This is a genomic window from Bradyrhizobium sp. 521_C7_N1_3 (genome assembly GCF_052075975.1).
Classification (GTDB): Bacteria; Pseudomonadota; Alphaproteobacteria; order Rhizobiales; family Xanthobacteraceae; genus Bradyrhizobium; species Bradyrhizobium japonicum.
On sequence record NZ_CP197232.1, the window covers coordinates 3,265,153 to 3,288,957 of the forward strand.

A 23,805-nucleotide genomic window follows, 5' to 3' on the forward strand; every position below is an offset into this window, starting at 1 on the left:
TGTCACCAGCCGACTAGCGATTTGTAAGAGCGCAGTTTGGGTCGCTTTGATAAAAACGCTGGACGAGGGCTTTTAAGTGATCACGCGAAGTTCGGACTCAAAGAGGTCTGCCGGCGTCGGCTCTGGAACCGAGCGGCCGACTTTATGAGCGGCCTCGATCCAGCACGCGATAGCGTCCTGAGCATTTGTCAGAGCCTCTTGCGGGGTTTCCCCGTCCGACATGCAGCCCGGCAAATCACGCACAACGGCGACAAACCCGCCCCCATCAGCGGCAGGAAGGGGTTGGATCGTGACAGCGTACTCAGTCGAGATACTCACTTGATCCTCCTGACGATTCGAGGAAGCTCACTAGCCTGTGTTTATTATACAGGCAATGGGGCCTCTTGAAGGAGTGCCGTCGGCCCTCCATGGAGCGCTCCTCACTTATCTCCTACTAGCCTCAACAAGGTCGCTAAAGGTCCGGCGCTACCACCGGACCTCGCCAAGGCGTGTCTGATGGTTTCAGCTAAGCAACCGTGCTGAAGCGCAAGGGACGCGACAATCCGCAGCGCCCTGGGCGTCGATCATGATGTCTGGGTGTCTCGTTCTCCGCGTTTCATTCTGAACGCGCGCAATCCCCCAATGCTTTCAATGAGAGAACAGAACTGGAAAGTTCAGAATGGCTAATGATATTATTGCGGAAGTAAGCGGATTTTGATTCCGCCATTCGGAGGTTCGATCCCTCCCGCCCCAGCCACCCCAAGCCCATGAATTTGCTATTGAAAGAGCTTTGTTCTCGTGTGCTTTTTGAGCGCATTTGGAAATTCGTTTGCTCCGTCATTTGGAAATTCTGTGCTGCTTTCGTTTCCTACCTTCGCCGATGCACGAGATGCGGCGTTAGTTGCGCGCGCCTCAATGCTCTATCGCCCGACTTAGTCTGCTGGTGACTTCCGATATCAGCGCGGCGCGTGACCCGCGCAGATCAGTGCGCGTTACCTACAGCCAGCCCAGCAATGTCGCGAGCGATTGCCCCGGTAGTTGAACGTCGGACGCAGTTATGAAGCGTGCTGGCGCGCGACGCCGTCGCCGCCAGTCTGATCTTCTACAGCTGCAGCGGTGTCTCGTTGTTCGAATTGCTTCTGTGCCAACAGATGCGCATGCCGCTTGCGAGTCGCAGCCAGCGCTCGCTGCATTGTTTCCTTGGCGTAGGCGATCGGGACACATCGGGGGTGAGAAGTGCGCTCGCCGAAAGACCAGCGATGTCGTTAGCTGCCTGACCAGGATCAGTTTCGGGCGCAAGCGCGCATCCAGGTCGACGAGTCGAGTACGGTTTGGCGGCAAAACCTAGTTCTAGAGGGGTATCTCACGTGCGCCGAAAGCTCCCATAGTTACCTTTGTGAAACACGAGAGGGCTGCAAACGGACTCTTCGCCCGAGAGCACTTCGCCAAGAACGATGTCGTGATCGCCTGCCTTATGAATGGTGGCAACGCGGCAGCAGAGCCTGGCCGCGGCTCCTTGCAGCAACGGCAATCCGTCCGCGCTGAACGCCAGAGCGAGATCCTCGAAGCGATCTTTCAACTCTCTGGTAAAACGGTGAGATAGATCGGATTGATGCTCGCCGAGAATGTTTACAGAGAACAGGCCGCGCTGCCGGATGGCGGCTCCCGTTGTGCTCCCCTCGTTCATGCAGAACAGCAGCATGCAGGGGGCGAGCGAGACCGATGTCAACGAATTGATCGTCGCGCCGAACAGCTCGCCATTCCATTCGGTCGCAATGATGGCGACTCCGGTCGGAAATGTTCCCATCATCGACCGGAAGCGTTTGGAATCGATGGCGGAACTGCTCAACATCGATCTCACTTTCGCAACATGTGATAACTGAGCTCGCCAGGATCGGTGAGATCCGGCACCTTCCAGCCGTCGAGGTCGTATTCAGCCATGCAGTCCTCCGCAAAACCCTTGAAGCGGTCGGCGTTGCCAGAGGCTTGAGCACCGAACAGGCAGTAGCGGCGTATCTCCTCAGTCGAGCCGCCATAGTTGATCTCGTAGAGCTCGTGACGACCGCCAAACTCGCTGCCGATGCAGTCCCATAACAGTTTGAGCAGCTTCACCCGCTCCTCGGCCTTGTAACCGTTGGAGCCGCGCAAATAGCGATCGAGGTAGGGGCGGATCTCGGCGTTCTTGAAGTCGCTGGAATGACTGTTGAGATAGATCAGGCCGGAAGCGACCGTCTGCTCGATCAGATACTTCACCTTGGTGTAGGCCATGGTGGCGATGATCTGGTAGGCGTTGCCGGGATCCATGTTCGGCAGAACATGATCGCCGATCCACGGCTTGGGATCCCGAACCATCGCGTCCGACAGGCTCCAGAATAGGTTTCGCCAGGCGATCACTTCGCCCACATTAGCCTGAACGCCACGATAGTCTTTGGTGCCGGCTGCCTCCGTTGCCTTGAGCAGTAGCCCGCTGATGAAGTCGAGCTTGACGGCTAGGCGCGTGCAGCCATGCACGACGAAGCGCGGGAGGAAGCCGGTGCGCGGGAAGAAATTATTTGCCTTCTCGATGTCGCCATAGACGAAAACGTTCTCCCAGGGCACCAGCACCTTGTCCATGATGAACACGGCATCATTCTCGTCGAGCCGGCTCGAGATCGGATAGTCGAAAGGGCTGCCCATCACGCTCGCGCTCATCTCGTAGGACGTGCGGCAGATGAACTTCACGCCAGGCGCGTTGGTCGGCACCATGAATACTGCCGCGAACTTCTTGTCCTGGAGTGGAATCAAGCCGTGATGCGCGACGAAGGTGTAGTTCGTCAGCGCCGATCCGGTCGCTACAACCTTGGCTCCCGAAACGATTAGCCCAGCGTCGGTCTCCTTCTCGACATGGCAGCAGACGTCGGCGACCTCGTTCGGCGGGCGGTCGCGATCGACCGGCGGATGGATGATCGCATGATTGATGAAGGGCACGCGCTCCTGGCTAAATTTGTACCAGCGTGTGGCGTTGTCCTGATACGGGTCGTAGAAATCGGAGTTCGCGCCCAGCGTCGCGAGGAATGCGGCCTTGTAGTCGGGTGCTCGGCCCATCCACCCATAGGTCATCTTGGCCCATTCCGCGATCGCATCACGCCCGGCGATCAGATCCTGCATCGATTTCGGCGCCTTGAAGAAGGCGTGCGTCGTGCTGCCATTGCCGGTGTCCGTCGGCAGCAGGAGCTTGTCCTTGTGCTTGTCATCGTGAAGCGCGTCGTAGAGGCGAGCCACCATGCGCGCGGTATTGCGAAAGGCGGGATGCGTGGTGACATCTTTCACCCGCGCCCCGTAAATGTAGACGGCGCGATCGTCGCGCAGCGAGTCCAGGTATTCCGCGCCGTTTTGCGGACGCGTGACTTTGACGTTGCCGGTGTGCTCCGGCGGAACGGCCCCGACGCCCTGCGCCTTGCCTGCCATCGTGCGATCTCCCATAATTTGTTCGATAATCGAACGATTGTCCGTATTTCGAACTTGGCGTGACGATAGGGCTGCTCCTCCTGAATGGCAAGGGTCGAGAGGCCGTTGCGTACGCCTCAGACGGTCATCGACGAGATCTGCTCGCTGATGCGGTTGAGTTCAGGCAGGAAATGCTCACGCATTTCGTTGCGGGTCGTTCGTGTCGAGTGCGTCGAGAGATTGATGGCGCCGACGATCTGACCGCTACGATCGAGCACCGGCACGGCAAGCGCGCGCAGACCGCGCTCGAGCTCCTCGTCGACGATCGAGAATCTTTGCGCGCGGTCGGCGCGGATACGGTCGAACAACGCTTGCAGGTCGGTGATGGTCTGCGGCGTGTAAGCCTCGATCCGCTGCGACTTCAGCCGTCGCCAGATCTCCGCCTCGTCGAGATAGCCGAACAGAACGCGCCCCAATGCCGTGTGCAGCGCGGGCAGCCGGCTTCCGACCGACAATGCTGCCGACATGATGCGCCGCGCCGGCACGCGTGCGACATAGACAATGTCTGCGTCCTGGAGGATCGCGGCCGAGCAGGATTCGCCGAGCCGTTCGCTGAGCTCGCGCATCAGAGGCAGGGCGCGATCGATCCAGCTTTGCGTCGACAAATAGGCGAAGCCGAGATCCAGGATCTGCGGTGACAACGCAAACGTGCGACCGTCCTGCACGACATAACCAAGCAGGGTCAGTGTGCGGAGCACCCGGCGCGCAGTGGCGCGCGACAGATCGGCGACGGCGGCGGCCTCCGACAGGGTCATGGTCGGGCGCTGACGACCGAAGGCTCCAAGCACAGCCAGCCCCTTGGCCAGCGTGGTCATGAACTCTTTGTCGTCCGGACCTGCCTTGTGGCGCTCTGATGCCTGCGTCATGAGGCGGCCTGTTGACTCCGTTTGAGTGCTAGAAGACACTGGTCGAATTACGAACATATGTTCGAATATCGAACGTCGGCCGGTGTGTCAAATCACACTGAGAATCCGGCGCATCCAAAGGGGAGGACGCGCAGATGACTCGCAGCAGGTTCAGCTTGGCTGATCGTCATTCCATCAACCGCCGCACGCTCCTGAAATACTCGGCCGCGACCGGGGCCGCACTCTCTGTCGGGTTGAGGTCGCCGGCAATCGCCCAGACACGCGCGATCAAGCTCGGCTACGTCTCGCCACTCACCGGCCCGCTCGCCGCCTTTGCCGAAGCCGACAATTTCATCCTCGCCAATTTCAAGGAGGCCACCAAGGCCGGCATCAAGGTCGGCAACGCGACGATCCCGGTCGAGGTGATCGTCAAGGACAGCCAGTCCAATCCGAACAGGGCCGCAGAGGTCGCCAAGGATCTGATCGTTCAGGACAAGATCGATCTCATGCTGGTGGCATCGACGCCGGAGACCACCAATCCAGTCTCAACCCAATGCGAGATCGAGGAGGTGCCGTGCATCTCCACTGTCGCGCCCTGGCAACCCTGGTTCATCGGTCGTCAGGAGAATCCCGGTGGCGGGCCGCCGGCGTGGAAGGGTTTCAACTACACCTATCACTTCTTTTGGGGTCTCGAGGACGTCATCGCCGTCTTCACCAACATGTGGAGCCAGGTCGCGACCAATAAGTCCGTCGGCGGGTTGTTTCCCAACGATGGTGACGGCAACGCCTGGGGCGACAAGGTGGTAGGATTCCCGCCCGCACTCGATAAAGGCGGCTACAAGCTGACAGACCCAGGCCGCTACCAGAATCTCACCGACAATTTCTCCGCGCAGATCGGGGCGTTCAAGTCAGCCAATTGCGAGATCGTCACCGGTGTAGTGCTGCCGCCGGATTTCACTACGTTCTGGAAGCAGTCATTGCAGCAGGGCTTCAAACCCAAGGTCGCATCGATCGGCAAGGCGATCCTGTTTCCGGTCGCCGTCGAGGCACTTGGTAAGGACGGTCACAACCTGTCTTCCGAAGTCTGGTGGACGCCGAACCATCCCTTCAAGTCCTCACTCACTGGGGTGAACGCGAAGGACCTCGCCGGAGCCTATGAAAGCGCCACCAAGAAGCAATGGACCCAGCCGATCGGCTTCGTCCACGCATTGTTCGAAGTCGCCGTCGATGTCCTGAAACGCGCCCCTGATCGCGACGGAAAGGCGATCGCCGCAACGATCGCCGCCACCAATCTCGACACCGTCGTCGGCAAGCTGCAATGGGGCTCTGCGAGCCTCCCGCCCTTTGCTGCCAAGAATGTCGCCAAGACGCCGCTCGTCGGCGGTCAGTGGAGATTCAAGAACGGCAAGTATGATATCGTCATTACCGACAACAGGACGGCGCCGGCAATTCCCGTCGGCGACAAGATGGAGCCGATTGCCTGATCGCGCGGCGTGCTGAAGACCAATGCTGTTGGAAATCGCCGGCCTCAGAAAGAGCTTCGGGGCGATCGTCGTAGCCGACGATCTAGACCTGACGATCGCGCATTCCGAGGCCGTCGGCATCATCGGGCCCAACGGCGCCGGCAAGACCACGCTCTTCAACCTGATCGCCGGCGGCTTGTCGCCGAGCGCCGGTCGCATGCGCTTCGACGGACGCGATCTCTCGGGCCTGCCGCCGCAGGGGCGCTGCCGCGCCGGTATCGGTCGCACACACCAGATTCCGCAGCCGTTCGAGAACCTCACTGTGTTCGAAAATCTTCTGGTCGGCGCGGTTCACGGCCGGCGCAAGACTGAGCGCGAGGCCGCGCAAGCCTGCGGCGAGATTCTCGACCAGCTCGGTCTGCTCAAGCGCGCGAACGTGCTCGCGGGCTCCCTGACATTGCTCGAGCGCAAGCGGCTGGAAATGGCCCGCGCGCTCGCCAGCGCCCCCCGGCTTCTGCTCCTCGACGAAATCGCCGGCGGATTGACCGAGGGCGAATGCGCCGAGCTCGTCGCGACGGTCGGCCAGATCCGCAAGTCCGGTGTTGCGATCCTGTGGATCGAGCACGTCGTGCACGCCTTGTTTGCCGTCATCGATCGCCTCGTCGTGCTCAATTTCGGACGCAAGATCGCGGAAGGTCCGCCGAAGGAGGTCATGCAGCGGCCCGATGTGCACCAGATCTATATCGGCATCGAGGCATGACCCATGCTGTTGCTCAGGACACACAATCTCACGGCCTTCTACGGCGACTTCCAGGCACTTTACGGCATCGATCTCAGCTTCGATGCCGGAGAGACTATCGCCATCATCGGTGCGAACGGTGCGGGCAAGTCGACCTTCCTGAAGGCGATCGCCGGCCTCATTCCGTCTCGCCCGGACAGCGTGCTGCTCGACGGCCATCCGATCGGGGCGAAGCGTGCCGCCGACATCGTCAAGCTCGGAGTTGCGCTGGTGCCCGAGGGACGACGGCTGTTTCCCTCGCTGACCGTGGAAGAGAACCTTCTGATCGGCGGCCACGGCCGCAAGCTTCCAGGACCCTGGACGCTCGATCGAGTCTATGGCCTGTTCCCGATCCTGAAGGAGCGGCGGGCTTCGGCCGCACCGATCCTTTCGGGCGGCCAGCAGCAGATGGCCGCGATCGGCCGCGCCCTGATGTCCAATCCCCGCGTGCTCCTGTGCGACGAGATCAGTCTCGGGCTCGCGCCAATCGTCATCGCTGACATCTACGCCGCACTTCCGCAGATCAAGGCCGAGGGCACCAGCGTCGTGCTGGTCGAGCAGGACATCGCACAGGCGATGAAGGCTGCCGATCGCGTCTTCTGCTTCCAGGAGGGGCGCGTCTCGCTCGAAGGCCGCCCCGGCGAGCTTTCGCGCGATCAGATTCACCGCGCTTATTTCGGTTGATACGATGACCGGCCTTCTCGACGCGATCATCCAGGGAATTCTGCTAGGCGGCCTCTATGCGCTGTTCGCAACCGGGCTCTCGCTGATGTTCGGCGTGATGCGGCTGGTCAATCTTGCCCATGGTGACCTCATCGTGCTCGCCGCCTTTGTTATTCTGTTGGTGACGGAGAAACTCGGCATCGATCCGTTCGTCGCGGTTCTCCTCGCAGCCCCGATCCTGTTTGCGATCGGCTTCGGCCTTCAGCACGTGCTGTTGAATCGGACACTTGGACGCGACCTCCTGCCGCCGCTGCTCGTCACCTTCGGTCTGTCGATCATTATCCAGAACGGGCTATTGCAGATGTTCTCGGCTGACAGCCGCCGCCTGCGTTCCGGTGCGATCGAAACCGCCTCGGTGTCACTGGGCGGGGACATCGCCGTGGGCGTCGTTCCGCTGCTGACGCTGGTCTTCGCGATCGCCGTGATCGTGGTTCTCAACTTCATCTTCTATCGGACGTCGATCGGCCGGGCCTTTCGCGCGACGTCTGACGATCTCGATGTCGCGCAGCTCATGGGGATCGACGTCAACCGCACGTTCGCGATAGCTATGGGCATCGCGTTCGTCGTGATCGCGATCGCGGCACTCTATCTTGGCCTGCGGGCGAATTTCGATCCCACCATCGGTCCGGCGCGACTGCTGTATGCCTTCGAGGCCGTGATCATTGGCGGGCTCGGTAGCTTCTGGGGCACGCTTGCTGGCGGCATCATCCTCGGCCTCGCCCAGACCATCGGCGCGCGCATCGATCCGGAATGGCAGATCCTGTCGGGACACCTCGCATTCCTCGTGGTGCTGGTGGTCAGGCCGCGCGGCCTATTTCCGCGCGCGATCGATTGAGGCACAGAATGATCGATGCCGGTGCGGCTAAACCGAAGTGGATCTTTCGCATCGCGACCGCGGACGGCGTGTCGCGCCCGGCCGCGGCCATCGCCTGCATTGTCCTTCTCGTGCTCGTGCTGCTGCCGACCTTTGCTGGCCGCAATCTCATCCAGGATCTGATCTTCCTGTTCTACATGCTGGCGTTGGCGCAATGCTGGAACCTGCTTGCGGGTTATGCCGGACTGATCTCGGTCGGTCAGCAGGCGTTCGTCGGATTAGGCGGCTACGTCCTGTTCGCGGTGACGCTCGTGGCCGGCGTCAACCCGCTGCTCGCGATACCAGTCGCGGGCATGGTGTCGGCGGCGCTGGCCTTGCCGACGGCGCTGATCGTCTTCCGCCTGCGTGGCGCCTATTTCGCGATCGGCACCTGGGTCGTGGCCGAAGTCTACCGTCTCGTTTTCGCGCAAGTGAAGGCACTCGGTGGGGGCACCGGAACATCGCTCACCCCATCCATCACCTCGTCCGTACCTGGGATCGAGTGGGTCAAGACGCTCCTTGATGTGCGCACGCCAGCCGCACGCGACATCGTATCCTACTGGCTGGCGCTGGCGTTGGTGGTCGGCACGCTCGCCTTCGTCTATCTCCTGCTGCGCTCGCGCCAAGGCCTGGCGCTGGGTGCGATCCGCGACCGTGAGACAGCCGCTGCGAGCCTCGGCGTCGACATCAACCGCATCAAGCTCGCTGTCTATGTCGCCACCGCAGCTATGACTGGCATGATCGGCGCGCTGATCTATCTCCAGAAGGCACGCATCTCGCCCGACGCTGCCTTCTCGGTGCTCGACTGGACCGCTTATGTCATCTTCATCACGGTGATCGGTGGCATCGGGACCATCGAAGGCCCGATCATTGGCGCGATCGTTTTCTACCTGATGCAGCGCTATCTCGCCGATTTTGGTGCTTGGTATCTCGTTCTATTGGGCGTGCTGGGAGTTGTTGTCATGCTCTTCGCCCCCAGAGGCCTCTGGGGCCCGATGGCCGAGCGCTATAACCTGACGCTGTTTCCAATACGGCGGCGACTCATCATTGATAAAGAGAAAGACGAGGTGAAAGGCCTGGCAGGCGATGGATGAGATCTAGGCCTCGTGACATGAGCCCTGCGTCGTTACTCTGGACGGGTTTCGCGGTGACGTATTGGCGCTTTGAGGAGGCTGAGCACGCTCGTGGGGCAGCCGAGCGGAAAGGAGTCGGGGTAGTGGCATTCGCGCGCTATTAAACGTCGGCTTACCAACGCAAGGCGGAAGTCTGCCATCTTGAGCGTGACCGGCGGCTTGTGACCCAAATCGGAAACCGGGTTAATCCAATAGTCAGGGGAGCGATACAACTGCCGCCGTGGCTCGGTGTTCGCACGGCGCCCACTGCAGGTTGTGCAACAGATGACGCGATGGCTTATGTGTTTTGGTTGCGGATGATTTGAACCTACGATCATCCGCCTTGTGCGCGGGGTGTCCCGACCGTATCCCCACTCGCGCCCATACACCCCGGGGCGGCGTTAACCGCCGAGGCAAGCCCGCTCTCGCAGGCGGGCTTGCCGGTAACCGTCAGAACCCGGAATAGTAGTCGTTCACTGCTCTGGCACGTCCCGGGTCGTTCCAGTCTCAGGCATTGTCGTTGCCGTACTTCGGCGCACCCTGAAGCCTGTCTGCGGTAAGATTGGTCCGGTAGCCGCCGAGACCTGTGTCGTACTTTAGCGATTGCCAAGCAGCGGATAGTGATCGTCCCCGATGCCGAGGAAGCCGCCGAAGCCGAGAACCGCGTACGACACTTGGCCGCTGACCTTGTCGATCATGACGCGCTCGATCGAACCGATCTTCTGGGCGTCAGACCCATAGACTGCCGTGCCTTCGACCTTGTCGCTGCCTATTAGCGTACCTGTTTCACGCCTTTGCGTTTCCATCGTCGTCTCCTTCTAGAAACATTGATGCGCAACAACTGAGATCGGGAGGCGCTCGTTCATACGTTTTCACCCGAGTTGGTGAATTCATCGCAACGCGCGAGGCGAAGCGCCTGTGACAGGCCGAGGCGCTGGCGAAGCGAGGATAGTCGTCCGCCGATCGGACCAAGGTCCTACGACCATGGTCGGCCGAAGCGCCAGACCTCGGTCCCACGAGGTCGTTGGACCTTGTACCCTGTCCCGTTGTTCACAGAAAAATCTAACCTGAGCCCATAGGAGCCATCCGACGCGGACGGCTCGCAAAAATTTCAACAGCTCGGCCGCCGCGGCGGACCGTGCGCACAACAGGTGAGGCCGCCATGGTTGCGTACATCAGGAGCGATCTGGATTTCATTCTCGCGCAGATCAAGGTCGCGGAGAAGCACGCCGCCTATATCGTCAATCCGCTCGACCCGAACGCGGCGCCGCTCTACGGAGCCGGTCTGGCCGGCCAGGTTGGCTCCGTCCCATCCTACAACCTCAGCATCGGCCTTCGTACCGTCGACGGACAGAACAACAACCTGCTGCCCGGCCAGGAGAAGTGGGGCGCTGCGGACATGCCGTTCCCCGAACTGCTGGATCCGACCTTCAGGCCCGCCGAAAACGTACCGGGCAATTTCCTGCCGCCGGGCGCGCCCGCCGTGCCGACGTCTTACGCGCCGTCCAATAACCCGGGTTCGATGGTGTTCGATTCGAGCCTGCGCACCATCTCTAACCTGATCGTCGATCAAACGCTCGCCAACCCGGCGGCGATCATAAAGGGCCTGCAGTCCGGCGGGATCGTCGAGGCCACGCTGGCTAACGTCGCCCTCGTGCAAGATATCTACAACGCCTTCAAACCCGCGCTCGACGCCGAGTATCAGGCCCGCGTGGTGATGCAGAACGCCAAGGCGGCGGCGAACCAGCTGAGCGACGGCGACGAGTCCACCGTTCCCGGCGCGGCCGAACAAGCGGCGATCGACGCCTTCGCGGCGGCCACGGCGGCGCACAACGTCATGCTCAACGATCTGGCGGTGGCGCGCGCGGTCCGCGATGCGGGCCTCGAGCCGTTCGGGATCACAATGGACGGCGACAACGTCCAGGTCGTCAACGTCTCTCCGGACGTCGGCCTGTCGGCCCCGTTCAACTCCTGGTTCACTCTGTTCGGCCAGTTCTTCGATCACGGTCTGGATCTCGTCAACAAGGGCGGTAGCGGCACCGTGTTCGTTCCGCTCCAGCCGGACGATCCGCTGTACGTTCCGGGTAGCTCGACCAACTTCATGGTCCTGACCCGCGCCACCGTCAGCCCGGGCGCCGACGGCGTCATGGGGACAGCCGACGACGTGCGTCCCGTCAACACCACGACGCCGTTTGTCGACCAGAACCAGACCTATACGTCGCATGCCTCCCACCAGGTTTTCCTGCGCCAGTACGCGCTCGACGCCGACGGCGTCCCGCACGCTACCGGCAAGCTGATCGAGGGCGGCGGAGACCAGCCGGGCGGCATGGCCACCTGGGGCGAGGTCAAGGAACAGGCCAAGATGCTCGGCATCCTCCTGACCGACCAGGACGTCGGCGCGGTGCCGCTGCTTCGCACCGACCCGTACGGCAACTTCATTCCGAATGCCGCGGGCTTCGCCCAGGTGATCACCGGCGTCGGCGCCGACGGCATTCCGAACACTGCGGACGACATCGTCATCTCCGGCACCTCGACGGCGCCGGTCAGCGTCACCACCGCGATCCGCATCAACGCCGCCTTCCTTGCCGACATCGCGCACGACGCCGTGCCGAACGGCATCGCCGACGGCGACATTGAAATCGGGCTGCTCAACCCCGGCAACAACCCGGCGGTCTACGACAACGAACTGCTGGACGCCCACTTCATCGCCGGCGACGGCCGCGCCAACGAGAACATCGGCCTGACCGCGGTCCATCACATCTTCCACTCCGAGCACAACCGGCTGGTCGAGCACACCAAAGAGATCGTCCTGGCCTCGAACGACCTGGCCTTCCTCAACGAATGGCTGGCCGTCGACCTCGCCGCACTGCCGACGACGCCCGCTCAGATCGCCGCCCTCGTCTGGGATGGCGAACGCCTGTTTCAGGCCGCCAAGTTCGGCACCGAGATGCAATACCAACATCTCGTCTTCGAGGACTTCGCCCGCAAGGTGCAGCCCAACATCGACTTCTTTGTCGTGCCGGACGGATACCACGCCGACATCAATCCGAGCATTGTCGCCGAATTCGCGCACGTGGTCTACCGCTTCGGCCACTCAATGCTGACCGAGACGATCGACCGGCTCGACCCGACCTTCACCAACGACCAGATCGGGCTCATCGAGGCCTTCCTCAACCCGATCGAATTCGACTCGGGCCACACCGTCGCGGACAGCGTCGCCGCCGGCAACATCATCCGCGGCATGACGCGGCAGGTCGGCAACGAGATCGATGAGTTCGTCACCAGCGCGCTGCGCAACAATCTGCTCGGGTTGCCGCTCGATCTGGCTACCATCAACCTTGCGCGAGGACGCGATGCAGGCGTGCCGTCATTGAATGTTGCGCGTCGCGACTTCTTCGAGGCCAGCAGCCACGCCGAAGAGCTGCGGCCCTATGCGAGCTGGGTCGACTTCGCGAGCCACCTCAAAAACGAGGCTTCGATCATCAACTTCGTCGCCGCCTACGGAACGCACACGCTGATCACCGGCGAGACGACGGTCGAAGGCAAGCGCGACGCGGCCATGGCGCTGATCTTCGGCACCAGCTTCGGCGACGTCGTCGTTCCGACCGACCCGGCCGAGCTCGCGGCATTCAATGCCGACCGCATAGCCTTTCTCAATGCGACCGGCATCTACGCCGGCGGCTCGCTGGGCGGCCTCGAGAACGTCGATCTCTGGATCGGCGGTCTCGCCGAGAAGGTCATGCCGTTCGGCGGCATGCTGGGCTCCACCTTCAACTTCGTGTTCGAGGTTCAGCTCGAAAAGCTGCAGGACGGCGACCGCTTCTACTACCTGCAGCGGCTGGACGGGCTGCATCTGTTGTCCGAGATGGAGAACAACACCTTCGCCAAGGTAATCGGCCTCAATGCCGACGCCGGCCATCTGCCATCGGACGTGTTCTCCACGCCCGGCCTCATCCTCGAAGTCGACCAGACCCGGCAATGGAATCCGGGGCTCGATTCGGCCGATCCGACCGGTGGCACGATCCTGACGCCGCTGGTCCTGCGCGACGACCCGGCGACCGCTGGAGCCGAAGCGAACTACCTGCGCTATACCGGCGCCGACCACGTCCTGTTGGGCGGTACCGACCAGGCCGACACGCTGATCGCCAGCGAGGGTGACGATACCCTCTACGGCGACGCCGGCAACGACCGCATGGAGGGCGGCGCCGGCAACGACCAGTACATCGGCGGCGACGGTGACGACATCATCACCGACCAGTTCGGCGACGACATCATGCGCACCGGCCGCGGTCACGACGCGGTCAACGCCGGCCAGGGCGTCGACCTGATCGTCGCCGACGAGGGCAATGACTTCATCGTGCTCGGCGCCGACAGTCTCGATGAGGCCTTCGGCGGGGTCGGCAACGACTTCGTTCTCGGCAGCAAGACCACCGAGCAGACGCTTGGCGGCGAAGGTGACGACTGGATCGAAATCGGCGCCTGGACCGGCGCAGTCGGCGACAATTTCGACGACCAGTTCCAGCTCGATGCCGTCAAGGGCCACGACGTGTTCCACGGGGACGGCGGCTTCGACGAATTCATTGGCGAAGGCGGCGACGATATCTGGTTCGGCAGCCTTGGTCGCGGCAAGTTCGACGGCATGTCCGGCTACGACTGGACGACCTACGCCAACATGAATCTGGCGGTCGACGTCGACCTCAACCGGGTGATCCTGCCCGGTTTGCCGGTGCTTCCGGGCAACGCGGCGCTCGACAGTTTCACCCAGGTCGAAGGCGCGTCCGGATCGTCCCACAACGACGTCATCCGCGGTTCCGACGTCACCGCCGACCTCGTGCCGACCGAAGGCTTCCGCGGCAGTGCCCTGGATGCCGAGGGCATCGCCCTCATCACGGGCCTGCAGGCGCTTCTCGCCGGCGCGGGACCGGCCTCGTTCGATGCCAACGGCAGCTTCGTCGGCGGCAACATCCTGCTCGGCGGTGCCGGCAGCGACCTCATCGAAGGCCGCGGCGGCGACGATATCATCGACGGTGACCGATGGCTGCGGGTGCGCATCGCGGTGATGTCCGACTTCGACGAGAACGGCCCGGTCGGCAACACCGTGCTCGAGTTCCACGACAGCATGACGACTCTGGTCCAGAAAGTGTTCTCGGGTCAGATCAATCCCGGCCAGCTCAAGATCGTCCGCGACATCGTCTCCGACGGCGCGGCGGCATCGAACGTCGACACCGCAGTCTACTCCGACGTCCGCGCCAACTATTCGTTCTCGGCGCGCGCCGACGGCACCCTCGTGGTCTCCAACACCGGCGGCCTCGATCCGCTCGAGGGCACCGACCTGCTGCGCAACATGGAGAGGTTGCAGTTTTCCGATGGCACACTCGGCATCGTCATGGGCACTCCGTTCAGCGACAATGGCCTCGCCCCGCAGGGCCCGCCATCCGACAACCGTCCCGTGCTGAACGGTTCGGCGACCGACGACATCATCGTCGGCCTTGCCGGAGCCGACGTGCTCAACGGTCTCGGCGGCAACGACATCCTGGTCGGCGGCCCAGGCTCCGCCACGGGAACGATTGCAGACAACTTCAATTCGGGCGGCTATTCCGGCAACGATGGTAACGCTGCAAACTTCGCCGGAAACTGGACGGAAAACGACAACAACAGCGCCACGAGCGGCGATATCGAAATCGATGGCAATCGCCTTCGTTTCAACGAGACCGTCGATGGCGGCGAAACCATCGAACGCTCGATGAACCTGGCGGGGGCTACGGCCGCAACGCTGTCCTTCAGCTACGAGGACGACAATCTCGGCGCGGGCCAGAGTGTCATCGTCGAGGCCCGCAACAGCGGCAGCGGCGCCTGGGAAGTTCTCGGCACGCTCGGCAGCACCACCGCGACAGGCAACGGCAATTTCAGCGCGACGCTGACCGCTGCCCAGATCGGCGCGAACTCGGGAATCCGCTTCCGGACAACCGGCGACGGCAACAACTGGGACAACGGTGACAATTTCTACGTCGACAACCTGACGATCACGATCGTCAGACCAGGAATCAACGGCGGCGTCGACATCCTCAACGGGGGGCTCGGCAACGACACCTACGCGTTCGGGCTGGGCGACGGCAACGACCTCATCAACGAAGCTGTCAATGCCGCCAGCGGCGGCACCGCCGACCGCATCTCGATCCAGGCTCCGAACGCGGTCGACGCGTCCGGTCAGCCCATCATCGACCCGGTGACCCTGCTTCCGGTACCGACGATCACCGCGTTGGACGCCTTCGACAGCAGCACCGCGACCCAGACCGGCGACCTGGTCATCAATTACAGCCTACCGACCGGGCCTACGGGCTCCGTCGCCCAGTCCATCACGGTGGCAGGCCACTTCACCGGCACCAACGCGCAGACCGGCGTCGAACGCATCAACTTCAACGGCGCGACTTTCGCCGGCTATGCGCTCGGCGCGGAGGATTACTTCATCAGCCGCTCCGATCCGGCCGACCGGGCAGGCGGCGACGTCGACATGTCGCTGAATGCGGTGACCAACGCTCAAGCCAACTTCGTGGTGGGCGAGCAAGGCGTCGACGACGAGATCACTGGCGGCGGCCTCAACGACCTGATCTTCGGCGGCACCGGCAACGACGACCTCGTCGGCGGGCTCGGCGACGACCTGCTGGTCGGCGGTGCGGGCAACGACGATCTCGACGCTCGGCTGAACCTCGCTGGTGACGACTTCGAAGGCGCCGTCGGCGCCGACACGATGGTCGGCGGTGCGGGCAACGACACCTACGGCATCGACGATCTGCTCGATGTCGCGATCGAGGCCCAGGACGAGGGCACCGACACCGTCGAGACCTTCCTGGCCGAGCTTTCCATCGCGAACATGGCCAACGTCGAGAACCTCACCTACCGCGGCGTCGACGCCGACCAGTTCATCGGCACCGGCAACGCCGGCAACAACGTCGTCACCGGCGGCGATCTGGCCGACACGCTGAGCGGCCTGGCGGGCAACGACACCCTGAACGGCGGTCTGGGCAACGATACGCTCGACGGCGGCGACGGCAACGATACCCTCAACGGCGGCGACGACGTCGACACGCTGACAGGTGGGATCGGGGCCGACACCCTCAACGGCGGAGCCGGGGCCGACGCTATGGCCGGCGGCGCCGACAACGACATCTACGTCGTCGACGATGCCGCCGACGTGGTGACCGAACTTGCGGCCGGCGGCACCGACACGGTGCAGTCCTCGGTCTCCTACACACTCGGGGCCGAAGTCGAGAACCTGACGCTGACCGGAGGCGGCGCCATCAACGGCAATGGCAACGCGCAGGCCAACACCATCGCCGGCAACGGCGCCAACAACCAGATCTTCGGCGGTGGCGGCAACGACACCATCGATGCCGGCAACGGCACCGACCTGGTCGACGGCGGTACTGGCGACGATACGCTGAGCGGAGGCACCGGCGGCGATACCGACACCATCATCGGCGGCGCCGGCAACGACACCATCAACGTCAGCGATGGCAACGACGTGGTGGTCTACAACGCCGCTGGGTTCGGTGCCGACACCATCACCGGCTTCGACTCGACCGCGGCCGGGGGCCAGGACCTGATCAACCTCAGCGCCCTCGGCATCACGGTCGCCAACCTGGCGACGCGTGTTGTCGAGACCCAGGTGGGCGCCAATACCCTGCTCACGGTCAGGGATGCGTCCCTGGCGACGATCGGCACCATCCAGGTCAACAACACGACGACGGCCGCGATCGACGCGTCCGACTACGTCCTTGCGCAGGCCGCGCCGGCACCGTTCGGCACGGCGAGTGCCAACGCCGACGTCATCACCGGCAACGGCGGTGCCAACCTCATCGACGGCCTCGGCGGCAACGATACGCTGAGCGGCGGCGGTGGCGACGATGTCATCCTCGGCGGCGAGGGCGCGGATACCCTCAACGGCGACGACGGCAACGACACGTTGACCGGTGGCACCGGCAGCAACAGCGGCGCCTACGTCGACAGCTTCGGAGCGGCGTCGTATTCGAACAGCAACGGCACGCTCGCGTTCACGGGAAACTGGACCGAAGGCGGCGGCGAGACGACCAGCCCGACAGCAGGCGACATCTCGATCACCGGCGGCCGCCTTCAGTTCAATCAGGGCGTCGATGGCGGCGAGACGATCGAGCGCGCCGTCAACCTCGCCGGCGCGACTGCGGCGACGGTGTCGTTCACCTACGAGGACGACAATCTCAACGGCGGCCAGACCGTCATCGTCGAGGCACGGAATGTCAACACCAACGCCTGGGAGGTCGTGACTGGCGGAACGCTGGGAGGCGGTGCCAACGGCACCTTCAACTTCAGCGCCGCCCTGACGCCCGCCCAGATCGGCTCGAACTCGGCCATCCGCTTCCGGACTACCGGCGACGGCAACAACTGGGACAATGGCGACAACTTCTACGTCGACAATTTCACGGTCAACGTCACCGCGCCGAGCCTCAATGCCGGGGCAGACACGGTCAACGGCGGTGCCGGAGACGACACCATCGTCTGGAACGCCAATGCGACGGCGGCCCCGACCGATGGCCGCGACATCGTCAATGGCGGCACCGAAGGCACCGCGGGCGACACCTTCGTCATCAATGGCAACACCTCCAGCGAGGCCTACACGATCTATACGTTGGCCGCCTGGGATGCCGTTGCCGGCAACGACATCGCGAGCTTCGGCGGACGTACGCCGGAAATCGTCATCACCCGAGGCGGTTCGGCCTTCGCCAGCGTGATCGCGGAACTGAGCGAGATCGAGGAGATCCGTATCAACGGCATCGAACCGACTGGAGCGACGGGCGGCGCGGGAGCAGGCGATACGTTCACGGTCGTCGGCGACTTCACCGCGACCAGCCTGCGCCTCAACACCATCACGATCGATGGCGACGAGGGCGACGACACGATCGACATTTCGGCCCTCACCTCGGCCCATCGCATCGTGTTCAGGTCCAACGGCGGCAACGACACCATCATCGGCGCCCTCCAGGCCGAGGACGTGATCGAGCTTCCGGAAGGGGCGGATCCGGCGACCTACCACCTGGTCGAGAACCAGGACGGCACCAAGACCATCTCGAACGGAACCCATTCGGTCACCTTCTCGGGCATGGTGCCGCCCCAGTTCGAAACCAATGAGCCGGACGAGGACGACGAGGAAGAAACCGAAACGCCGAACGAGGATGACGAGACGCCAACCGCGGGCGGCGACGACGAAGAAGAGACCGAGACCGCAACCGACGGCGTGGTCCGTACCGGCACGGCGCAGTCCGATACGCTGGTCGGCACACCCGGCGACGACAGCATCGTCGCCTTCGCAGGAGACGACATCGCCGTCGGCCATGCTGGCGCCGATGCGATCTCGGCCGGCGAGGGGGCCGACTTCGTCAACGGCGGTGCTGGCCGGGACGTGATCTTCGCCGGTGCGGGCGACGACCACGTGTTCGCCGGAGCCGACGCGGACATCGTCTACGGCGATGCCGGGGTGGACCGCATCTTCGGCGATCAGGGCGACGACCTGATCAACGCCGGTGCGGGCGACGACACCGTGTTCGGCGGAGCCGGCAACGACCTGATCGTGGCCGAGATTGGCGATGGCAACGACGCCTATTTCGGCGACGAAGGCGCCGGTGGGGCGGGCACCGACACGCTCGACATGTCAGCGGCGAGCACGGCCGTCACCGTCAACCTGGGTTCCGGCCCGCTCGCGAACGGCAGCGCCTCGAGCTCGCAGACCGGCAACGACACGCTGTGGGGCATCGAGAACGTCACCACCGGCTCCGGCAACGACGTCATCGTCGCCGGCACCGCCGCCAACGTGATGAAAGGAGGGCTCGGCGACGACACCTTCCGCTTCAACTCGGTGGAAGCGGCCAAGGGCGACACCATCGTCGGCTTCGAGCCGGGAGACCGCATCGATCTCAGCGGCATCGACGCGAACTACGCCGTCGACGGCAACCAGAGCTTCACACTGGTTTCCGATGCCGCGTTCACCGCGGCCGGGCAGCTCGCGGTGAGCTACGAGACCCACGACGGTCAGGAATTCACCGTCATCCAGGGCAACGTCGACGGCAACGCCGCCGCCGACTTCAAGATCGAGATCGCGGGCCACCAGAACTTCGGCTCCAACGTCACGCTCTAGCTTCACGACCCTATGCCGGAACGGGAGCATCTTCCCGTTCCGGCCAGATTTCCGTTCCTCGCACCTGAGGGCATCCAAACAAATGGCCAAACCAAAAGAGCTCACACCCGCGAAGCGCCGCCGCCTGGCCGAGCTGACAAGGGGCTTCCGCAGCATCGTCCTGTTTCTCTTCGTGGTCTCCGGCATGATCAACGTGCTGGCGCTCACCGGCTCCGTCTACATGATGCAGATCTACGACCGTGCGCTGACCAGCGGCAGCATCCCCACCCTGGTCACGCTCTCGGTGCTCGCGATCGGGCTCTATCTATTCCAGGGTGCCTTCGACGTCGTCCGCTCCCAGGTGCTGGTGCGGGTTGGCGCCCGGATCGACCGCAAGATCGCACCGCTGGCGCATCGCGTCGCCATCGACATGCCGCGTTTTGGCTTCTCCACCTCCGAAGCGCTGGAGCGCGGGCGGGACGTCGACACCGTCCGTGGCTTCCTCGGCAGCCAGGGTCCCTCGGCGTTGTTCGACCTGCCCTGGATGCCGATCTATCTGGCCTTCATCTACTTCCTTCATCCGATGCTCGGCGCGTTGACCTTCGCGGGCGCACTCGTCCTCGTCGTGCTCACCGTGGTCAGCGAAGTCATGACCCGCCGTCTCATCGTGTCCACGCGCAAGGCGGCGACGGAACGCAACGGCATCGCCGACTGCAACGCGCGCAACGCCGAGGTGCTCAAGGCGATGGGCTTCGCAGGCCGCGCCGTCGGTCGCTTCAACGAGGCCAATGCAGAGCATCTCGATCTGCAGACGAGGGCCAACGACATCACCGGCGGTTTCGCCGCGGTTTCGCGTGTGCTGCGCATGGTGCTGCAGTCGGCCCTGTTGGGGCTCGGCGCCTACCTCACCATCAAGGGTGAGCTTTCGGCTGGCGCCATCATCGCGGTCTCGGTCGCCTCGGCGCGCGCGCTGGCCCCCGTCGATCTCGCGATAGGCAACTGGAAGGCCTTCATCGCTGCGCGGATGGCCTACCAACGGCTGCGCGACACCGTCATCGCGCTCGCCTCCGCCGACGAGCCGATGCGACTGCCCGACCCGACCGCCCGCCTCTCCGTCGAGAAGATCACCGTGGCGGTCCCCGGGACCGGACAGGTGGTGCTGAGCGAAGTCGCCTTCGAGCTCGAGGCCGGCCAGGCGCTCGGCATCATCGGCCCCAGCGCCGGCGGCAAGACCACGATGGTGCGCGCGCTGACCGGCATCTGGCCGGCGCTGCGCGGCAGCGTGCGGCTCGACGGCGCCGATCTGACCCAGTGGCGCGAGGACGACCTCGGCAGGCACATCGGCTATCTCCCCCAGGAGGTCGCGCTGATGGACACCACCATGGAGGAGAACATCTGTCGCCTCGAGCGCCAGCCCGACTCCCGCAAGGTGATCGAGGCCGCCAAGGCGGCCGGCGTCCACGAGATGATCGTCAGGCTGCCGGAGGGCTATCGCACCAGGCTGGGGCCGCAGGGCTGCGCGCTTTCCGCAGGTCAACGCCAGCGCATCGCGCTGGCGCGCGCGCTTTACGGCAATCCCTTCATGGTGGTGATGGACGAGCCCAACTCCAATCTCGACGGCGAGGGTGAGGCCGCGCTCACCGCGGCGATCGAGGGCATCCGCGCTCGCGGCGGCATCGCCATCGTGATCGCGCACCGCCCGAGCGCGCTGGTGGCGGTCGATCTCGTCGCCATCGTCCAGGCCGGCCGCATGGTCGCCTTCGGCAAGAAGCAGGACATCATGACTCCTGTCCTGCAGTCTTCCGCGCCGACCCCGGCCGGCACGATTCCCGTAGAAGCCCAAATGCGGAGGCCTGCATGATCAACGTCCAGGCCACCCGCAAGTCCACCGTCGAGACTGCCCCCGGCCGCGAGGACTACGAAGAGAAGCAGGATCGCAGCCGCCGCTTCGTGCCGCTGATCTTCTTGCTCATCGTCGGATCCTGCACAGCCTACCTCAAGAGCTTCCTGCCAATGAAGCTGGGGGCCAGCGAGGACCGTGAAAAGGTCCGCGGCTCGGGCGAGGAGGAGAACCTCAAGGAGGACGCGCTCGCAGCGGCCGAGGAACCCGCGGAGGAGCAGCCTGAGCCGCCCCGGTCGTCGGGCTCGACCGAGGAGGGCAGGATCGTCGCGCACGCCGAGGAGGAGCGCGCCGTAGGCGGCGGTGCGACCGATTTCAGCGCACGCGCGCGCACCGACAAGCCCGAGCTGAACAACAAGGGGTCCGGCGCGAATCCGAAGGTCGCCAACGACAACCACCGGCCTCGCCAGGAGGACTCCGGCTCCGGTGGCAGTGGCGGTGGCGGAGGAGGTGGCGGCGGCGGAGGAGGTGGCGGCAGCGACAGACCGCGCGACCCGCCAGCGCCGGATCACCGCAACCGCGCGCCCCGCGTCTCGGGCACGGTGCATCTTCCTGACGTGGTGGCCTGCCATGGGCTGGCGATATCGATGGCGGCGCTGCTGGCCGGCGCCACAGATGCGGACGGCGACAATCTGACCGTGGTCGGCATCTTCTCCTCCTCTGGCTCTCTGGTCCGCACCGAGGACGGCTGGGAATTCGACCGCGCGCCGAACATGCTCGGCGAGGTCAAGCTGACCTACGCGATCAGCGACGGCTCCCACATCGTCATGCAGACAGCCTACTTCAATGTGGTTGAGGCGCCGCCCATCGTCGGGACCGAGAGCGACGACATCCTGCTCGGCACCCAGTGCGCCGAAACCATCGCGGGACTCGGCGGGGACGACAACATCGACGCCAGAGGGGGCAACGACCGGATCTCGGGCGGGGCCGGCGACGACCACATTTTGGCGGGCGCGGGCCACGACGTGGTCTATGCGGGCGACGGCAACGACATCGTGTTCGCGGGCACGGGCAACGACGTGGTGTTCGGCGGCACCGGCGACGACCGTCTGTGGGGCAACGAAGGCGACGACACCCTGCTGGGCGAGGAGGGAGACGACCACCTCGACGGCGGCGCGGGCCGCGACATCCTGCTTGCGGGAGCCGGCGACGACACCCTTGAGGGCGGCGACGGCCACGACCACCTCGACGGCGGCGAGGGCTCGGACCGGATGTCCGGCGGGAGCGGCAACGACATCATCGCCGACGGCGGCGGAAACGACCTCGTAACCGGCGGTGCGGGGAACGATATCGTAATGGTGACCGCCGATGCCGCGGACGACAGCTTCGCCGGCGGCGCCGGCGTAGACACGCTGGACTATTCATCGGCTACGCGTTCGATCGGGGTGGATCTGGCCTCTGGTACGGCCTCCGGCACTGATATCGGCAACGACGTGATCGCGGAGTTCGAGATCGTCATCGGCGGCGCGGGCGACGATACCCTCACGGCCGCTGGATCGGCTTCGGCCTCGATCGACGGCGGCGGCGGAAACGACGTCGTGGCCGGGGGCGCCGGCGACGACACGCTGTCCGGCGGGACCGGCAACGACACGATCTCGGACGGCGGCGGATCTGACACGGTCGCCGGCGAGGCCGGAAACGATCTGGTTCTCGCCGTGGCCGATGCCGCGGACGACAGCCTCGACGGCGGTGCCGGGACCGACACCCTCGACTATTCCTCGGCCATCAGGAAGATCGCCGTGAACCTCGCCTCGGGCCGGGCCTCCGGCGAGGACATCGGCGAGGACGCGATCGCGGAGTTCGAGACCGTCGTCGGCGGCGCGGGCGACGACGTCATCACCGGGAGTGCGGGGGCCGACACTCTTGCCGGCGGGGCCGGCAACGACACCATCGCCGACGGCGGCGGAGCCGACAAGGTGGACGGCGGCTTCGGCGACGATCTCGTGCTGGCGTCGGTCGACGGCGCCGACGACGCCTATGATGGCAATTCGGGCCAGGACACCCTGGACTATTCGGCGACCACCGTCACCGTCACCATCGATCTGCGCAGCGGCACCGCCATGGGACGCGAGATCGGCAAGGACCTGATCGAAGGTTTCGAGGAGATCATCGCGGGCTCCGGCGACGACGTGATCATCGCCGGCAGCGGCCCGGTGGTCCTGACCGGCGGCGCCGGCGACGACTGCTTCCAGTTCGAGCGCGACGACGATGGCCGCCAGCAGCAGGACGTGGTGAAGAAGATCACCGACTTCACGGTCGGCGACAAGATCGTGGCCGCGACCTATCAGATTACGATCAAGGAAGGCGGCGACGCCGAGGAGCAGGTCGCCGACCTGTTCGAACAGATCTACCTCGAGGAGAACGACGGCGGCCACAATCGCCCAGTGCGCTTCCGCTTCGAGGAGCTCGCCAACAGCAAATACACCGCCATCGACGTCCATTACGGCAACGACGACGGTGACGGCATGACGATCGAGGTCGCCGGCCACCACCATCTGCAATTCTCATCGATCCATTCCTGA

12 protein-coding genes and 1 pseudogene are annotated in these 23,805 nt (G+C 64.1%); 8 read left to right on the plus strand and 5 right to left on the minus strand.

From position 1 onward, the window contains the following. Positions 1 to 72 precede the first annotated feature (72 nt). The 4 genes from AB7008_RS15245 to AB7008_RS15260 all read right to left on the minus strand — a co-directional run bounded on the left by AB7008_RS15245 (position 73) and on the right by AB7008_RS15260 (position 4,331). Positions 73 to 318 carry a type II toxin-antitoxin system HicB family antitoxin gene (locus AB7008_RS15245; protein ID WP_441259001.1) on the minus strand — a complete coding sequence of 82 codons (246 nt, stop codon included), beginning with the start codon at positions 316 to 318 and terminating at the stop codon, positions 73 to 75. A gap of 1,024 nt (positions 319 to 1,342) precedes the next feature. Continuing rightward, positions 1,343 to 1,831 (minus strand): flavin reductase family protein, encoded by a 489-nt coding sequence (locus AB7008_RS15250; protein ID WP_028156534.1) that lies wholly within the window; start codon positions 1,829 to 1,831, stop codon positions 1,343 to 1,345. A gap of 5 nt (positions 1,832 to 1,836) precedes the next feature. Continuing rightward, positions 1,837 to 3,426: a 4-hydroxyphenylacetate 3-hydroxylase N-terminal domain-containing protein gene (locus AB7008_RS15255; RefSeq protein WP_304493172.1), complete on the minus strand. Its 1,590-nt coding sequence runs from the start codon at positions 3,424 to 3,426 to the stop codon at positions 1,837 to 1,839. A 116-nt stretch (positions 3,427 to 3,542) separates the two neighbouring features. Then, positions 3,543 to 4,331, minus strand: coding sequence for an IclR family transcriptional regulator domain-containing protein (locus tag AB7008_RS15260; RefSeq protein WP_028156535.1), 789 nt, complete (start codon positions 4,329 to 4,331; stop codon positions 3,543 to 3,545). Between the two features lie 134 nt (positions 4,332 to 4,465). On the opposite strand from AB7008_RS15260, the gene AB7008_RS15265 reads away from it, so the two are divergent. From AB7008_RS15265 to AB7008_RS15285, 5 genes are read left to right on the plus strand one after another with little or no spacing between them, the layout of a single operon-like run. Then, positions 4,466 to 5,794 carry an ABC transporter substrate-binding protein gene (locus AB7008_RS15265; RefSeq protein WP_041958844.1) on the plus strand — a complete coding sequence of 443 codons (1,329 nt, stop codon included), beginning with the start codon at positions 4,466 to 4,468 and terminating at the stop codon, positions 5,792 to 5,794. Between the two features lie 22 nt (positions 5,795 to 5,816). Then, positions 5,817 to 6,533, plus strand: coding sequence for an ABC transporter ATP-binding protein (locus AB7008_RS15270; protein WP_028156537.1), 717 nt, complete (start codon positions 5,817 to 5,819; stop codon positions 6,531 to 6,533). A 3-nt stretch (positions 6,534 to 6,536) separates the two neighbouring features. After that, positions 6,537 to 7,235 (plus strand): ABC transporter ATP-binding protein, encoded by a 699-nt coding sequence (locus AB7008_RS15275; RefSeq protein WP_028156538.1) that lies wholly within the window; start codon positions 6,537 to 6,539, stop codon positions 7,233 to 7,235. Between the two features lie 4 nt (positions 7,236 to 7,239). Continuing rightward, positions 7,240 to 8,109: a branched-chain amino acid ABC transporter permease gene (locus tag AB7008_RS15280; RefSeq protein ID WP_264621389.1), complete on the plus strand. Its 870-nt coding sequence runs from the start codon at positions 7,240 to 7,242 to the stop codon at positions 8,107 to 8,109. 8 nt (positions 8,110 to 8,117) lie between these two features. Continuing rightward, positions 8,118 to 9,221, plus strand: a complete 1,104-nt coding sequence (locus AB7008_RS15285; protein WP_052435660.1) for a branched-chain amino acid ABC transporter permease — start codon at positions 8,118 to 8,120, stop codon at positions 9,219 to 9,221. Positions 9,222 to 9,746: 525 nt separating this feature from the next. Here AB7008_RS15285 and AB7008_RS15290 read toward each other — a convergent pair. Then, positions 9,747 to 10,045 (minus strand): annotated as a pseudogene (locus AB7008_RS15290) (PRC-barrel domain-containing protein). Positions 10,046 to 10,401: 356 nt separating this feature from the next. Between AB7008_RS15290 and AB7008_RS15295 the strand changes: the two are divergent. From AB7008_RS15295 to AB7008_RS15305, 3 genes are all read left to right on the plus strand, one after another. Beyond that, complete coding sequence (locus tag AB7008_RS15295; protein ID WP_441259002.1) at positions 10,402 to 19,404, plus strand: peroxidase family protein; 9,003 nt, start codon at positions 10,402 to 10,404, stop codon at positions 19,402 to 19,404. Positions 19,405 to 19,486: 82 nt separating this feature from the next. Beyond that, positions 19,487 to 21,244: a type I secretion system permease/ATPase gene (locus AB7008_RS15300; protein WP_304493178.1), complete on the plus strand. Its 1,758-nt coding sequence runs from the start codon at positions 19,487 to 19,489 to the stop codon at positions 21,242 to 21,244. Beyond that, on the plus strand, positions 21,241 to 23,805 hold the full coding sequence (locus AB7008_RS15305) for a cadherin-like domain-containing protein (RefSeq protein WP_441259003.1): 2,565 nt from the start codon (positions 21,241 to 21,243) through the stop codon (positions 23,803 to 23,805). Before AB7008_RS15300 ends, AB7008_RS15305 begins: the two co-directional genes overlap by 4 nt.

Bases quoted from the DNA above. Each gene is read 5' to 3' on its own strand.
- AB7008_RS15260 (WP_028156535.1), bottom strand. From the start codon at position 4,331: ATGACGCAGGCATCAGAGCGCCACAAGGCAGGTCCGGACGACAAAGAG.
- AB7008_RS15295 (WP_441259002.1), top strand. From the start codon at position 10,402: ATGGTTGCGTACATCAGGAGCGATCTGGATTTCATTCTCGCGCAGATC.
- AB7008_RS15270 (WP_028156537.1), top strand. From the start codon at position 5,817: ATGCTGTTGGAAATCGCCGGCCTCAGAAAGAGCTTCGGGGCGATCGTC.
- AB7008_RS15285 (WP_052435660.1), top strand. From the start codon at position 8,118: ATGATCGATGCCGGTGCGGCTAAACCGAAGTGGATCTTTCGCATCGCG.
- AB7008_RS15255 (WP_304493172.1), bottom strand. From the start codon at position 3,426: ATGGCAGGCAAGGCGCAGGGCGTCGGGGCCGTTCCGCCGGAGCACACC.
- AB7008_RS15280 (WP_264621389.1), top strand. From the start codon at position 7,240: ATGACCGGCCTTCTCGACGCGATCATCCAGGGAATTCTGCTAGGCGGC.
- AB7008_RS15305 (WP_441259003.1), top strand. From the start codon at position 21,241: ATGATCAACGTCCAGGCCACCCGCAAGTCCACCGTCGAGACTGCCCCC.
- AB7008_RS15300 (WP_304493178.1), top strand. From the start codon at position 19,487: ATGGCCAAACCAAAAGAGCTCACACCCGCGAAGCGCCGCCGCCTGGCC.
- AB7008_RS15275 (WP_028156538.1), top strand. From the start codon at position 6,537: ATGCTGTTGCTCAGGACACACAATCTCACGGCCTTCTACGGCGACTTC.
- AB7008_RS15250 (WP_028156534.1), bottom strand. From the start codon at position 1,831: ATGTTGAGCAGTTCCGCCATCGATTCCAAACGCTTCCGGTCGATGATG.
- AB7008_RS15265 (WP_041958844.1), top strand. From the start codon at position 4,466: ATGACTCGCAGCAGGTTCAGCTTGGCTGATCGTCATTCCATCAACCGC.